This window comes from Oceanobacillus sp. CF4.6 (assembly GCF_051262635.1).
Classification (GTDB): domain Bacteria; phylum Bacillota; class Bacilli; order Bacillales; family Amphibacillaceae; genus Oceanobacillus.
Window position 1 is genome coordinate 155830 of sequence record NZ_JBIMEX010000006.1, and the last position, 15364, is coordinate 171193.

The 15364-nt window shown below is 39.2% G+C and carries 14 protein-coding genes and 2 riboswitches; of the genes, 12 read left to right on the top strand and 2 right to left on the bottom strand.

Annotated elements, in window-relative coordinates; genetic code table 11:
• The first annotated feature begins 89 nt into the window (after window positions 1-89).
• Window positions 90-539, top strand: a complete 450-nt coding sequence (locus ACHABU_RS11445) for a sigma-70 family RNA polymerase sigma factor (RefSeq protein ID WP_435764995.1) — start codon at window positions 90-92, stop codon at window positions 537-539.
• A gap of 311 nt (window positions 540-850) precedes the next feature.
• On the opposite strand, the gene ACHABU_RS11450 is transcribed toward ACHABU_RS11445, so the two are convergent.
• Both ACHABU_RS11450 and ACHABU_RS11455 read right to left on the bottom strand, forming a co-directional pair.
• The gene (locus tag ACHABU_RS11450; RefSeq protein WP_435764996.1) at window positions 851-1942 is read right to left on the bottom strand and encodes a PTS sugar transporter subunit IIC; all 1092 of its coding nucleotides are present in this window, start codon (window positions 1940-1942) and stop codon (window positions 851-853) included.
• 200 nt (window positions 1943-2142) lie between these two features.
• Window positions 2143-2382 (bottom strand): hypothetical protein, encoded by a 240-nt coding sequence (locus ACHABU_RS11455; RefSeq protein WP_435764997.1) that lies wholly within the window; start codon window positions 2380-2382, stop codon window positions 2143-2145.
• A 111-nt stretch (window positions 2383-2493) separates the two neighbouring features.
• Window positions 2494-2591, bottom strand: a riboswitch (glycine riboswitch).
• Window positions 2592-3908: 1317 nt separating this feature from the next.
• On the opposite strand from ACHABU_RS11455, the gene ACHABU_RS11460 reads away from it, so the two are divergent.
• The 11 genes from ACHABU_RS11460 (at window position 3909) to sdaAA (ending at window position 15281) form a co-directional block, all read left to right on the top strand.
• Window positions 3909-4166 (top strand): hypothetical protein, encoded by a 258-nt coding sequence (locus ACHABU_RS11460; protein WP_435764998.1) that lies wholly within the window; start codon window positions 3909-3911, stop codon window positions 4164-4166.
• Window positions 4167-4474: 308 nt separating this feature from the next.
• Window positions 4475-4576, top strand: a riboswitch (glycine riboswitch).
• Window positions 4577-4846: 270 nt separating this feature from the next.
• A complete protein-coding gene (glyA, locus tag ACHABU_RS11465) occupies window positions 4847-6097 on the top strand; it encodes a serine hydroxymethyltransferase (RefSeq protein WP_435764999.1) in 1251 nt (416 codons plus the stop codon).
• 83 nt (window positions 6098-6180) lie between these two features.
• Window positions 6181-7293 carry a glycine cleavage system aminomethyltransferase GcvT gene (gene gcvT, locus ACHABU_RS11470; protein WP_435765000.1) on the top strand — a complete coding sequence of 371 codons (1113 nt, stop codon included), beginning with the start codon at window positions 6181-6183 and terminating at the stop codon, window positions 7291-7293.
• A gap of 171 nt (window positions 7294-7464) precedes the next feature.
• Window positions 7465-7860, top strand: a complete 396-nt coding sequence (gene gcvH / locus ACHABU_RS11475) for a glycine cleavage system protein GcvH (protein WP_435765001.1) — start codon at window positions 7465-7467, stop codon at window positions 7858-7860.
• Between the two features lies 1 nt (window position 7861).
• Entirely contained in the window at window positions 7862-9214 is a 1353-nt protein-coding gene (gcvPA, locus tag ACHABU_RS11480; RefSeq protein WP_435765002.1) for an aminomethyl-transferring glycine dehydrogenase subunit GcvPA, read from the top strand.
• Entirely contained in the window at window positions 9207-10703 is a 1497-nt protein-coding gene (gene gcvPB / locus ACHABU_RS11485; RefSeq protein ID WP_435765003.1) for an aminomethyl-transferring glycine dehydrogenase subunit GcvPB, read from the top strand. The genes gcvPA and gcvPB overlap by 8 nt, the downstream gene beginning before the upstream one ends.
• A gap of 176 nt (window positions 10704-10879) precedes the next feature.
• Window positions 10880-11185, top strand: coding sequence for a HesB/IscA family protein (locus tag ACHABU_RS11490; RefSeq protein WP_435765005.1), 306 nt, complete (start codon window positions 10880-10882; stop codon window positions 11183-11185).
• A gap of 56 nt (window positions 11186-11241) precedes the next feature.
• Window positions 11242-12642: a dihydrolipoyl dehydrogenase gene (gene lpdA, locus ACHABU_RS11495; RefSeq protein WP_435765006.1), complete on the top strand. Its 1401-nt coding sequence runs from the start codon at window positions 11242-11244 to the stop codon at window positions 12640-12642.
• A 133-nt stretch (window positions 12643-12775) separates the two neighbouring features.
• A complete protein-coding gene (purU, locus tag ACHABU_RS11500) occupies window positions 12776-13630 on the top strand; it encodes a formyltetrahydrofolate deformylase (RefSeq protein WP_435765007.1) in 855 nt (284 codons plus the stop codon).
• A 98-nt stretch (window positions 13631-13728) separates the two neighbouring features.
• Window positions 13729-14391: an L-serine ammonia-lyase, iron-sulfur-dependent subunit beta gene (gene sdaAB / locus ACHABU_RS11505; protein WP_435765009.1), complete on the top strand. Its 663-nt coding sequence runs from the start codon at window positions 13729-13731 to the stop codon at window positions 14389-14391.
• A 14-nt stretch (window positions 14392-14405) separates the two neighbouring features.
• Window positions 14406-15281 (top strand): L-serine ammonia-lyase, iron-sulfur-dependent, subunit alpha, encoded by an 876-nt coding sequence (gene sdaAA / locus ACHABU_RS11510; RefSeq protein ID WP_435765010.1) that lies wholly within the window; start codon window positions 14406-14408, stop codon window positions 15279-15281.
• Window positions 15282-15364: the final 83 nt, after the last annotated feature.

The window sequence follows — 15364 nt, forward strand, 5'->3', positions numbered from 1 at the left end:
TGTTTACAGAACCATTGTTTTTTCTAGAAAAAAAGTTGAAACTTTTTTATAATAAATTCACTCTAATAAGCGGAAAAGAGGTCAAATTGATGAATGAGCTTAAACTTATTAAAAAGGCAATGAAGGGAAACAAGGAATGTCTAGAGGAACTTCTTGTTTTACACGGCGATCAATTGTACCGTACCGCTTACTTATACGTGCGGAATCGTGAAGATGCTCTAGATGTTGTCCAAGAGACATCCTACAAATCTTTTTTATCAATTAATCAATTAAAAAATGAAAAGTTCTTTTTAACTTGGCTAACAAAAATACTTATAAACTGTTCGTATGATTTATTAAAAAAGAATAAGAAAGAATTACCTTTGAACAAAATGGTCGAGCTTACTGCAGATAAAAGGGATAAAAGAGAGGAGAACCTGGACTTATTAGAGGCGATTAATAGGTTAAATGAAAAACATAAAAATGCAATTATTCTTTTTTACTTTCAGGATCTCCCTTTAAGTGAAGGCCCTCCTTATTCGATACAGCGGAGAAGATAAATCTGGCTATACAAGCCTCACCAGAGTACTGAACATCGAAAGGAGAGAGCATGTGACAATTGTTTCCATCACATGCTCTTTCTTTTCTGATTTAATAGGGTAGTTGTAGATTGAATTGAAGATTAATGTGAATTCAGGCCAGTGAGCAACGCACTCAAGCGACAGCTTTGCCACTCGTCTCACTCGGGCCACAGCACGCACTCATCCCGTTTCAAAAACACTTCTCACCTGCTGATAAAATTCCTTTGTTTCCTCGAGTTGAATCCACTGACCACAAAAATGGGACCGGACAAGGTACCTGTCCCCGTGTCCTATGCATTCATACTTTCAGGTTCTAAATTTGGTTTTTTTGCTCTTGCTTCATCTTTTTCTTCTAATTCCTCCTCATCACGAGTTAACAGCTCTTCTTCAGTTATAATTGGGTAGTTTTTAAATATAAATGAGCAAACCAATCCAACTGTGACTCCAATAACTGCGACAATTACGCCGACTAGGAGGACTTGTATAGGCGGGTTCCAAGCAAAAGTAGATGCAAGTCCTGCAACAACCGAAGCTGTACCTGGAGAATTATTTACCAAACCTGATAAAGCTACTACAATACCTGCTATTCCCCCGTAAATAAAGTTTGTAACGTATATTGGGATTGGATTGGCTGAAATAACATGAGCTTTTGTTAAAGCTTCAATCGCTACTGAAATAGTTTCTTGTGGTGTAGTTAATCCCATTCTACGGAAGAATGTGTAATTCAAGAACCCGGAACCAAAAATGGCCATTGCAGCGATAGCCATTGGTTGACCAGTAAGACCCATAATCGCAGTTAAAGCCATTGAACTAAGCGGAGCTGTAGAAGTAACAGTCAGTACTCCACCTATGATAATTCCCATTACAATAGCTGATTGAGCTTGCGCACTTTCTAGGATACTTCCTACATTCAACAGTATTCCGTCAACAGGTGGAGCAATCAGAGCGGCAATGAAATAAGTTAATGGTGTTGCAATAAAAATAATAGCTAGTAAGTTGATTCCATTAGGGATTTTATCTTGGAACCATCTTACAAGGAATGAAGCAAAATATCCGGCTATAAAACCAGGTAAAATACCCATACCTGCCAGCGGAAGCGATATCATTAATGCATAACCTGGTTGAACTTTCAACGCCATAGCAACCAGCGCACCCGCTGCAATACCGGATAAACTTCCTGCTAAATCACCAATTTCCTGAAAGACAGCAATTCCCAACATATCCCCTAAAACAGAACCGATTAAAGCCTCAATTAAGAAACTAGCTACCGCAGCTGCTGCCAAAGCCCCCATAGCTTTAGATCCATACGGTGCCTTAAACGTAAATAAAGAGAACAACGCTAAAATGACTAAAAGAGAAACTGTACCTATCAATACATCCATCAAATCTTCCTCCTACAATTAAATGATTTTTTGTGTAAATTCAATTTATCAAAGAAAAGAAAACCCTTTCTAAAATATCAAATTAAATGATAATTTTTGTTTTCATCATATTTAACCATTAGTTTGGTATGGTATAACTACTTCTTTAATTTGTCAAACTAGAAAAAAATTAACTAATCTCTTGCAAAATGCTTGCCATATCAAAATTCGTCTGAAAAATCTTTCATGCGTATAAACTTTGTCGTATCGGAAAATTTAAAAAAGACATCTGAACAGGCATTGTCTAAAAAAACGCTGTATTCATTACCCCTAATGAAATTGCCATATGTAATTGATCTTCCGGCATCGCATTTGCGAGTGAATGTGAGAAATGCCAGTAAGTAAGGCCCCCATACAATCCCAGTTATTATTGTGTTATTATCTTTATAGCTTGTTTCCATGTAACACCCCCTTTTATTAACTGTTCCATTGAACGTATATAACCTCCAGTGATGGTAATTTTAGACACAACAAAAAGGACAGAGAAAAAAACATGTATCATGTGCTTTTCTCTGCCCTTCTCTGTCCTTTTACCTGAGAGTTTAGCCCAATAGAAATAGAGCCTTCCCCTTCGGTGACGTATTCACACGTTCTCTCCAGAGTTGTGTCCAGTTGCAGTTTTTTTTACCTGAGAGATTCACCCCAAGGGTCTTCTTTGGAGTTTGCTCCTTCGGCGACTGAACATATATGCTTTCCTGCAACTTTCATCCACTATTAATATAATCCCGATAGCCATTAAGCCAAAAGGAAACGCTTTCAAAATATCATTTCAAACAATAGTACGGTTTAAATAGTAAAGCTACATCCTGTAATACAAGCTTACAAATATTCAGACTAATTATAATTATATACGTGATAATAAAGCTTTCACAATGTTAATACTTGTAATATTTGCAGCTAAAATAATTTTTTTCTAGAAGAATATACTATAAAAAATAGGGTTATCTTTTACAGGTGAGTTTCATCTTATATTAGTTAAACGATTGAATAAAATTTCCAACTTTAATCGGTTTAAGCGTTCCTTTAAATCGATTGCAACATTCATTCGTTTCTGTAATTTTGATTTTACCAGAATTCACAGAATATATCCATAAAAGTATAAATTAATTTTGACCATATCAACCCTAATTTTATTGGATGGGCTGAGCTATTGAGATATTAATCAGTATTTAGAAGATAAAAGATTTAGATAAGATCATCAAGTATCTTGGCCATGTTTGAAGGAGCTTTACCTCATATGTTCGGCTTGCGGAAAGATTGTTCGGTGTTATCAGCAAGGAACTGGGTTTCCTTTTTCGGCTCCCTGTATTATGAGGGGGATATCGTTGTCAGTGTCATTTCAGTTATAGATTCTATTACACGAACGAACCCATATGATACATAAATTGAAACTTATTTACTGGCGCGACTGTTTCAAACTTTTTACTGAATGCTGTAACTGGAGCACTCATTGTTGCGAATACGTATGTCCAAGTGTCAAGAGAATATAGTTCCTTCCAATCTGGGATATTATCAGTTGGCTATTTAATTGCTGTATTATCGATGATTCGTGTCGGTGAAAATATTGCAACGAAGTGGTCCAAGAAGGCCAATGATCTTAGCAAGTCTTTTAGTGGTGGTTGGAATAATGTTAATGACCTTTACAAACTTACCAAACTCGATTTATTCCATTGTTGTTTTTATTAGTTTTACAGTGAGTTATCGTTTATCTGATGAACTGGAATTGTCTGGGGATACGTTTTAACAGTTGTTAATTATATAGAAGGGAGATTTTTAGAATTAGGGAAGGTATGAATTTAACGATGTTTTGGTTACCATAAAGGTCTGCGCATCGTATGGGATTGGACTTTACGCGACACCATCCACAGATACAGTAGTAGCCAATGTTCCGGCAGCGAAGGCAGGAGAGGCGGCAGGTATCTATAAGATGTCTAGTACACTTGGCGGTTCATTCGGCTTAGCAATACCTGTTACTGTCTATAGTGCAGTCGAAAAGACTGGAAATATGGGAGCGGCCGCAAGTATAGGGTTGCTGGCAAATGCTGTTTTTGCTAGACTAGCTTTACTAGCTATAGTAACTATAATTCCAAAAGATAGTGTAAAGAAATCATTAGAATCAGGTATTAACGAACCATTGGAAGATAGGGAGAGTTTGCTCCTCAAAGTTGCAAAAAAAATAAACTAAGAGTTGACAATAATCTGATTTGATAATATTATAAAATGAGTAAAATATTTGTGAATAAATATTGTGGGAGAGAGTCAGGATCTGCTTAGCATTGATAGAGTAAGTACCTAAAAAGGGAGCTAATTAGGTTGATTTCCCCGAATAATTGTAAGCGCTTTTAATCAGGAGCCTAACTTGGCTGTAAAGGTCCTAAAAAGAAGGATTCCAGATATTACAGAAATTATGAGAAAGGATGGAAAGTCAGTAAACATCTGGATCCGATTTACTAAACTATTGTTCTGAAAATGACTAAAATTCAATATGAGCGGATGAATGTTGTGGGAGAGTGCTAGGAAAGAGCCACCGAAGGAGCAAGTTCCAAAAATACCCTTGGAACCAATCTCTCAGGTAGATAAAACCACAACAGGACGCACCTCTGGAGAGCGCATACCATATGCCACCAAAGGGGAAGACTCTTTAATAAAGAGTTAAACTCTCAGGTAAAAAGGACAGAGAAGGGATGAGAACGTTAGATACCCTTTTCTGTCCTTTTTTGTGTGCAAAATTTTACATAGCTTTTGCCATGGAAAAGATGTTTCGTGCTACGAAAAGAGGTATACGTGTTTCTCAGTAAGCTATATTTTTAATTTATGTTGAGTTTTAGCCGAAGAATTGCACGTAATTTAAAGGAGGAGTAAAAAATGGGTTTACAGCAAAATGATTCAACTATTTTTAAAGCCATTGAGAAAGAGCAACAGCGCCAACACCAAACACTAGAGTTGATTGCCTCGGAAAACTTTGTTAGTGAAGATGTATTAGAAGCAATGGGAAGCGTGATGACAAATAAATACGCAGAAGGTTATCCAGGAAAGCGTTATTATGGCGGATGCGAGTTTGTCGATGTAGCAGAAAAAACAGCTATTGATCGACTAACGAAGCTATTTGGAGCCAAATATGCCAACGTACAGCCACATTCAGGTGCACAAGCAAACTTAGCGGTTTTTTACGCGTTGCTTCAGCCTGGTGATAAGGTAATGGGCATGGACCTTTCCCATGGGGGACATTTAACGCATGGTAGTCCTGTCAGCATTTCCGGTAAATGGTTTGACATCGTGTCCTATGGAGTAAGAGAAGATACACAATTGATTGACTACGATGAGCTGGAAGCTATTGCCAAAAAAGAGAAGCCAAAATTGATTATTGCAGGGGCAAGTGCCTATCCAAGAACCATTGACTTTGAACGATTCAGAAAAATTGCAGACCAAGTTGGCGCGAAATTCATGGTGGATATGGCTCATATTGCTGGACTTGTTGCAGCTGGTGTTCATCCATCCCCAATTCCTTATGCAGATATAGTGACAAGTACGACACATAAAACATTAAGAGGTCCACGTGGCGGTGTTATTTTAACCAATGATGAAGAGCTGGCCAAAGCGGTAAATAAAGCCATTTTTCCAGGAATTCAGGGAGGGCCGTTGATGCATATCATTGCAGCTAAAGCGGTGGCATTCAATGAAGCTTTGCAGCCGAGTTTTAAGGAATATGCAGAGCAAATCATTACGAATGCTAAAGCCCTTGGCGAAGTTTTAAAGGAAGAAGGCGCAACACTTGTGTCTGGAGGGACCGATAATCACATTGTCCTTTTAGATGTACGTTCATGGAACTTAACAGGTAAGGAAGCAGAGAAGCTATTAGAAGAAGCGGGACTCACCGTTAATAAAAACACCATTCCATATGACCCTGAAAGCCCGTTTGTTACAAGCGGAATCCGCATTGGAACAGCGGCCTTGACAACAAGGGGCATGAAGCAGGAAGAAATGGTGAAAATCGCAAAAGTAATCGCTTCTGTTCTGAAGAGCAATGGGGATAAAGCTGTCCTTGAAAGAGCAAAAGAAACAACAAAAGAAATTTGCGAAAACTATCCAATATTTCAACAGCCGGTAAATGTATAAGCAGGGAAAAGCTTCCTGGAATTTTAGAGCCATTTTCACAGAAAGTTCAAGTTCGGGAAGAAATCGAAAGTAGGGGTGTAAAAATGAGTACAGAAACAGTGTTGAAGCGAACGCCGCTTTTTGAAGTATATAAAAATGACGGTGCAAAAGTCATCGATTTTGGGGGATGGGAACTTCCGGTACAGTTTTCAAGCATTATAGAAGAGCATGAGGCGGTTCGGCAGGAAGCAGGGCTTTTCGATGTTTCCCATATGGGAGAGGTGCTTGTTGAAGGAAAGGATGCAGAGCGTTTTATCAATTCTCTATTAACAAATGACGTAACAAAGATTGATATTAACCAATGCCAATATACAGCAATGTGTTATCCAGACGGTGGTACCATTGATGATTTGCTAGTTTATAAGTTAGCTGATGAAAAGTATCTACTGGTGGTTAACGCTTCAAATATTGATAAAGATTATGAGTGGTTGGAAGAGCACATGAAAGGAGAGGTAACATTAAAGAATATTTCAAGTGATGTTGCGCTCCTTGCTATCCAAGGACCAAAAGCAGAAAAAATTTTACAAAAGTTAACGGATATCAATTTAAGCGAAATAGCTCCTTTCCGCTTTGCCCAGCATGTCAATCTAGATGGGATTAAAGACGTTCTTGTATCCCGCACAGGTTACACAGGGGAGGATGGCTTCGAACTTTACTTAACACCTGACGAGGCAATAGCACTTTGGGAGAAGCTTTTTCTAGTGGGAAAAGAGGATGGATTAAAACCATGTGGACTTGGTGCGCGAGATACGCTTCGCTTGGAAGCACGTCTTGCCCTATACGGCCAAGAGCTTACAAAAGAAGTCAGCCCGCTTGAAGCTGGAATCGGGTTTGCGGTCAAAACCAACAAAGAGAGTGATTTTACCGGTAAATCAAGTCTTATAAATCAAAAAGAAGAAGGATTAAAGCGGAAATTAGTAGGGGTGGAAGTGACAGGAAAAGGCATTCCACGTCACGGTTATAAAGTGTTTTCAGAGGGTGACGAGGAAATTGGCTTCATTACATCCGGAACCCGATCTCCATCTTTAAAGAAAAATCTGGGCCTTGCCATTATATCAACGGAATACGCGAAAGCGGGAACACCGTTAAAAGTGGAAGTCCGCAAAAAAATGATTGATGCCGTTGTTGTCAAAACACCTTTTTATAAAAGGGGATAAACTAAACGAGACCGTGCATATCAGCTTGTGGAATAACAATGTGAAAGCGTTCTGGCCAATGAGCTGCAGAGTAATAATCTTTTAAGTTTGGGATTTAGTTAACTTATAAATGAAATAGGTAAATCCTCCTTTAAATAGTAGATAAATAGATATGGGAAGGAAGTAAAAACAATGACAAATGCAACAACAAACTTACTGTACAGCAAGGAACATGAATGGATATTACGTTTAGATGGAAATCTAGTCCGGATAGGAATCTCTGATTTTGCTCAAAAGGAGTTGGGAGATATCGTCTTTGTTGAAAATCCGGAAGTAGATGATGAAGTAACTGCAAATGAATTAATGGGAACGGTTGAGTCGGTTAAAGCCGTTTCTGAACTCTACTCTCCTGTATCAGGTGAAGTTGTCCGTATAAACGAAGAGTTAGAAGATGCACCCGAAACAATTAATGAACAACCATATGATGCGGGGTGGTTAGTAGAGGTAGAATTATCTAACCCCGAGGAGCTAGAATCGCTGTTAAATGATGAAGAGTATCAAGCATTTGTGAATGAAGGAGAGGAATAACATGACAAATACTTATCGATATCTACCAGATACGGAGCAAGATCAAAAAGAAATGTTGGAATTTTTAAATGTCTCTTCTGTAGAAGCCTTATTTAAAGACATTCCAACCAGTATTCGGTTGGAAGGGGAGCTGGACATTCCGGAGGCAGACCCGGAACCTGTTCTAATAAAAAAGTTAAACAAACTTTCCGCCCGTAATCTAAATGCGAATGAATATTCAACTTTTCTTGGTGCGGGCACATATGACCATTACATTCCAAGTGTTGTGGATCATATGATTTCACGTTCTGAATTTTATACAGCATATACACCGTATCAACCAGAAATCAGTCAAGGAGAACTGCAAGGCATATTTGAATTCCAAACTATGGTTTGTGAACTCACTGGAATGGATGTAGCCAACTCTTCGATGTATGACGGCTTTACATCCCTAGCGGAAGCGGCTTCTCTTGCTGCAGACTCCAAAAAGCGGTCAAAGGTCCTTGTATCAAGAGGGGTACATCCTGAATCCCGTGCTATTTTAAATACCGTTGCAAAGGGCCAAGGATATACAGTGGAAGAGGTAAGCCTGGATGAGGATGTTACGGATTTAAAACAATTAAAATCACAACTGGATAAAGATACTGCAGCAGTCATTATTCAATATCCAAACTTCTTTGGTACGATTGAAGATCTAGCGGAAATTAAGGAATATGCAAAAGAACAAGGAGCGTTATTTATTGTTAGTGCCAACCCATTAGCATTAGCGCTTTTACAATCGCCTGGTAAGCTGGGTGCCGACATGGTTGTCGGTGATATGCAGCCACTAGGAATACCAATGGCCTTTGGTGGTCCGCACTGCGGATATTTTGCAGTAAATAAAAAGTTTATGCGCAAGATACCTGGCCGGATAGTCGGCGAAACAAATGACGACCAAGGCAATCGCGGATTCGTATTAACATTGCAGGCGCGGGAACAGCATATTCGCCGTGATAAAGCGACATCAAATATATGTTCTAACCAGGCATTGAACGCCCTTGCCTCTTCCATTAGTATGTCAGCACTAGGAAAGCATGGAATCCGTCAAATGGCACAGCAAAATTTTGAAAAAGCGGATTATATGGCAAATCTTCTTCAAAAAAAAGGCTTTACAGTCATCAATAAATCAGCATTCTTTAATGAATTTGTTGTTGAACTTCCACTTCCAGTAAAAGAAGTTAACAAAAAATTACTTGAATCAGGGATTATTGGCGGCTATGACTTAGGGGAAGACTATGGCAATGATAAACAAATGCTTATCGCAGTAACGGAGCAACGGTCAAAAGAAGAGATTGATCAATTTGTAGAATTATTGGAGGCGATTGTAAATGATTGAATATAATGATCTTATTTTTGAAATCAGCCGTCCAGGACGTGCAGGTTACAGCCTTCCGAAGAGTGACGTTAAAAGTGTTGATTTACAGGGAAAATTACCAAAACATTTGATTCGTGACGAGAATGAGGCTGCGGAGCTTCCTGAGGTTTCTGAACTTCAACTCGTTCGCCATTACACAGCACTATCAAATAAAAATCATGGGATAGATAATGGCTTTTATCCTTTAGGGTCTTGTACGATGAAATATAATCCAAAAATAAACGAGGATATCGCACGTCTTCCAGGATTCAGCCGCATTCATCCATATCAGCCAACGGAAACTGCGCAAGGTGCATTGGAACTTCTATATAATTTACAGGAAGAGCTGGCAGTAATCACTGGTATGGACGCCATATCACTGCAACCTTCCGCAGGAGCTCAAGGAGAATGGACCGGGTTAATGATGGTGAAAGCCTATCATGAGAAAAACGGTGAGAACAGGAATAAGGTGCTTGTCCCTGATTCCGCACATGGAACTAATCCTGCAAGTGCCTCCGTTGCTGGGTTTGATGCAACGACGATACCATCTGATGAGAATGGGTTAGTTGATTTGGAGGAATTGAAGAAGCTGGTAAATAGTGACACAGCCGCATTAATGCTGACCAATCCGAATACACTTGGACTTTTTGAAACGGAAATTGAAGAAATTGCGAAAGTTGTTCATGAAGCTGGCGGCCTATTATATTATGATGGTGCGAACGCAAACGCAATCTTAGGTAAAACGACTCCAGGAGCAATGGGATTTGACATCGTGCATTTAAATCTCCATAAAACATTCACTACACCACATGGAGGTGGAGGACCTGGGGCTGGCCCAGTCGGTGTAAAAGAGGATCTTATTCCTTATTTACCAGTACCGCGTATCGAAAAAGATGGTGAAAATTATGTGCTGAATTCTGATTATCCATCATCCATCGGCCGTGTGAAAGGATATCATGGAAACTTTGGTATTCTGGTCCGTGCCTACACGTACATTCGTACAATGGGACCTGATGGATTAAGGCAAGTATCAGAAGGGGCAGTGCTACATGCAAACTACCTCCGCAAGAAACTGGAGGACCATTTTGATTCGCCGTATACACAGCTTTGCAAGCATGAATTTGTATTATCAGGATCCAGACAGAAAAAACTTGGGGTTCGTACGCTTGATATGGCAAAACGTCTGCTTGATTTTGGGTACCATCCGCCAACGATCTACTTCCCATTAAATGTTGAGGAAGGTTTAATGATTGAGCCAACGGAAACAGAATCAAAAGAAACGATGGACGCATTTGCAGATGCAATGATACAAATTGCCAAAGAAGTAGAAGAAGATCCGGAAATGGTTTTAAATGCTCCACACACCACAATTGTTGGCAGATTGGATGAAGTTCAAGCTGCAAGAAAACCAATCGTACGTTATACAAAAGAGAAGGTTGCAGAGAGGGAAAAAGACACCGTTAAAGCTTAAAATAAAATTGCCATTGGTAGGGAGAAAACCCACCAATGGCTTGCGTTCATCTTCGTGGATAGGTACTAGATTACGTGAAAAAGAAGCCACTTGTTTCTTTTTCACGTCATAAAGAAGTACAGGTTCAAGTCTATATGATATGTGATATCCGAATATGGCATAAGGGGGCAGGTCACTTGGTTGTAACATTAACAGAATCAGCGTTAGATAAACTGAAAGCAACAGAAATAAAGGAAGAGAAATATCCTCGGATTGATGCTGATATAGCTGGTGGTTGCGGAATTTCTGTTAAATTCACACTTGTTTTTGATGAGCCACGCAGAAATGATTCAGTGATTGAATATGACGGAATTCAAATTCATATAGACCGTTTTACGAAGCGTTATTTGGATGAAGCAACGCAAATTGATTATGAGGTTGAACAGGGCTTTCTTGTTGGAGAGCGTTTTGCATCAAGTGCATGTGCAATTGAATTAGATTAACAGGTATGGAGACAGCAATTGTACAAGTATTTTTCAGTGAAAAAGGAGGTTTTCTTATGAAAGAAGAATATGATGTTATTATCATTGGCGGTGGGCCAGCAGGATATGTTACAGGTATTCGTGCAACTCAATTAGGCTTAAAAACGGCAATAGTGGAAAAAGAAAAATTGGGTGGAACATGTCTTCATGCTGGTTGTATTCCAAGTAAAGCATTATTAAGAAGTGCAGAGATATATGCGAATACAAAAAATGGAGAAAAATATGGTGTCATTGCCCCAGAAGTTGGACTTGATTTTTCAAAGGTGCAATCCCGGAAAGAAGAAATTGTGACCCGTTTATTTAAAGGTATTCAACATTTAATGAAAAAAGGGAATATCGATGTCTATGAGGGGACAGGAAGTATTACAGAATCAAGAGATGTATCAGTTAAAAGTAGTAATGAAGAAGAGCAGCATATATTACATTCCAAAAATATTATACTTGCTACAGGCTCTCGTCCAAAAACACTCCCAGGCCTGGAAGTAGATGGAGATTATGTTATGACATCAGAAGAAGCTTTGATATTAGAAGCGTTACCAGATTCTATCATCATTGTTGGTGGGGGTGTTATAGGAATAGAATGGGCATCCATGCTTGCTGACTTCGGCTTACAAGTAACCGTGATTGAATATGCCGATCGGATTTTACCGACAGAGGATAAAGATGTTTCAAAGGAAGTACAAAGATTAATGAAGAAAAAAGGGGTTAAGGTTGTAACAGGGGCAAAGGTGCTTCCTGAAACATTAGAGAAGGGTGATGGTGTTTCGATTAAAGCAGCCCATAAAGGCAAAGAAAAGCTATTTTCTGCAGATAAATTATTTGTATCCGTTGGTCGTTTACCAAACACGGAAGGACTTGGCCTTGAAAATACGACGATTGAAATGGACCGCGGTTCTATTCAAGCAAATGAATACTACCAAACAAATGAACGTAATATTTATGCAGTCGGCGATGTAATAGGCGGCTTACAACTTGCTCATGTTGCTTCACATGAAGGTATAGTCGCAATTGAACATATCGCGGGCAGTAATCCTGTACCACTTAATTACACGGTTGTTCCGAGGTGTATATATAGTAGTCCGGAAGTAGCGAGTGTGGGACTTACAGAAGATGAGGCAAAAGAGAAAGGTTATCAAGTGAAAATAGGTAAATTCCCATTTCGTGCAATAGGAAAGGCTCTTGTTTTTGGTGAGTCGGACGGTTTTGTCAAACTAGTTGTTGAAGAAGGATCAAAGAAGCTGTTAGGAGCGCATATGGTAGGTCCACATGTCACCGATATGATTACAGAAGCCGGTTTAGCCCAAGTATTAGGTGCAACATCCATGGATATTGCTCACAACATTCACCCACATCCAACATTAACCGAAGCAGTTGGTGAAGCAGCGTTAGCAGTAGATGGTATGGAAATCCATGCTTAGAATCTATCATTATATATTTAGTATCGTTTCATGAAGCTAAGAATGGAGAATTACAGATAATAGTTTAGGTATGATCAATGATAGTTAAATCAGAAAATATAAGTAGAATTTAAGATGGAGGAAGGGCATTCATATGGAAAGTGTGAACCGTGCAACATTATTAATTACTTGTCCAGAAAAGCCAGGTATCATCTCGACTGTTACTAATTTTTTATCAGAACATAAAGCTAATATTATAGATATTGACCAATATACAACAGATCCGCAAGCTGGTATATTTTTTATGAGGATTGAGTTTAATGTAGGAAACCATACACTTGAAAAACTTGAAGAGGATCTGCACGTGCTAGCGAAGGATTACACGATGGACTGGTCGTTGAGCAGTAACAAAAAAAGAAAGCGAATGGCCATCTTTGCTACAAAAGCGGATCACTGCCTTTTGGAGCTTATATGGAGATGGAAAACGAATGAAATTCCAGTTGAAATACCTTTAGTCATTAGTAATCATGAGGATTTAAAGGAAATAGTTGAGAGTTATGGAATCCCTTACTATCATATTCCATTAACGAAGGGTACAAAAGAAGATGCTGAACGGAAAGCAATGGAATTATTGGAAGAGAAGGTGGACTTTATTGTTTTGGCCCGATACATGCAAATTCTTTCCCCAAACTTTATTTCTAAGTACCCTAATAAAATCATAAATATCCATCACTCCTTCTTACCAGCCTTTATTGGTGCAAATCCATATGTAAGGGCGTTTAATCGAGGAGTTAAATTAATTGGTGCAACTGCGCATTATGTAACCAATGATCTTGATGAAGGGCCAATTATTGAGCAAGATGTCCAGCGGATTAATCATCAATATACAGCAGACGATTTAAAAGTTGCTGGACGTCATGTGGAAAGAAGCGTTCTTGCCCAAGCTGTTTCTTGGCATGTGGAAGATAAAGTACTTGTTCATGGTAATAAAACGATTGTATTTCAGTGAGGCAATTTGAGATGAGATAGGCTACTTCTCTTTTTAATAACTATCCACTTTCTGTCCAATTGTTTGTGCCGAAAATTTACGACAAGGCGGTGATATATATGAAATATAATTCAGTATTCGACATTATCGGTCCAGTAATGATTGGGCCATCAAGCTCTCATACTGCAGGAGCAGCAAGAATAGGAAAAGCTGCGCGAAATCTACTAGGTAGTGAACCAAGTTGGGCAAAAATCCATTTATATGAATCCTTTGCTAAAACATATAAAGGCCATGGAACAGACTTTGCCCTCGCGGGAGGATTACTAGGCTTTGAAACAGATGACACTAGATTGAGTAAAGCACTTGAACTGGCAAAAGAACGTGGATTAACAATTGAATTTGTTGAAGATACAAGTGCAGTAAGCCATCCAAACACTGCCCGTTTAACTATTGGTAATGAGGAAGGTCAGGTAGAATTAGTAGGAATATCTATTGGTGGCGGGAAAGTTGAAATCACTGAATTAAATGGTTTTGAACTGCGTTTGTCCGGAAATCATCCAGCGATTCTTGTCACACATAATGATCGTTTTGGTGCCATAGCCTCCATTACTTCTATTTTGGCCAAACACAAAATAAATATTGGGCATATGGAAGTAAACCGGAAAGATCTTGGTAAGGAAGCATTAATGGTCATCGAAATAGATCAAAATGTTGAACAAGCTGTGTTACAAGAACTAACAAATGCCCAAAAGATCATCAAAGTATCGACGATTGTTAGTTAAATAGGAGGTATCATATGTTTCGAACAGCAGCAGAATTAGTAGAGATAGCAGAAAAGGAAAACATATTGATTTCAGAAGTGATGATTCGTCAAGAAATGGATGTTAAAGAAAAAACAAGAGAAGACATATTCTCTGAAATGGAAAAAAATTTGGAAGTGATGGAAAAGGCAATTGAAGATAGCCTTAAAGGAGTGCAGTCTGTAACCGGTTTGACTGGTGGGGACGCTGTTAGAATTCAAGATTATATGAAAGAAAAAACGCCCTTATCTGGTTACTTACTTTTAGATGCAGTAAGTAAAGCGATGGGAACAAACGAAGTGAATGCAGCCATGGGTATCATTTGTGCTACTCCAACAGCGGGTAGTGCAGGAGTTGTTCCGGGAACATTGTTTGGAGTGAAAAATCAGCTTAACCCGACACGTGAGCAGATGATACGCTATTTGTTTACAGCCGGTGCTTTTGGCTTTGTAGTCGCCAACAATGCTTTTATCTCGGGTGCGGCAGGAGGTTGTCAGGCAGAGGTAGGTTCAGCAGGAGCGATGGCTTCCGCTGCAATTGTGGAAATGGCTGGGGGAACACCTCAAGCTTCAGCGGAGGCTTTTGCTATGACATTAAAAAATATGCTTGGACTTGTTTGTGATCCAGTAGCAGGACTTGTTGAAGTCCCGTGTGTTAAGCGTAATGCGGCAGGCTCATCCCTCGCGATTGTATCTGCAGACATGGCGTTGGCGGGTGTTACAAGCCGAATTCCTTGTGATGAAGTTATTGGTGCGATGTACCGTATTGGTAAATCGATGCCATCTACTTTGAGAGAAACAGGTGAAGGTGGCTTAGCTGATACACCTACAGGACGGCTATTGAAGGAAAAAATATTCGGTTCGTTGGCATAAGCTGAGAGGAATTGATTGGTTCTGACCCTTGCACTCGATTTAGATAATACTAGCGTGGGAAAGTGTTGTTGATATGTATATTT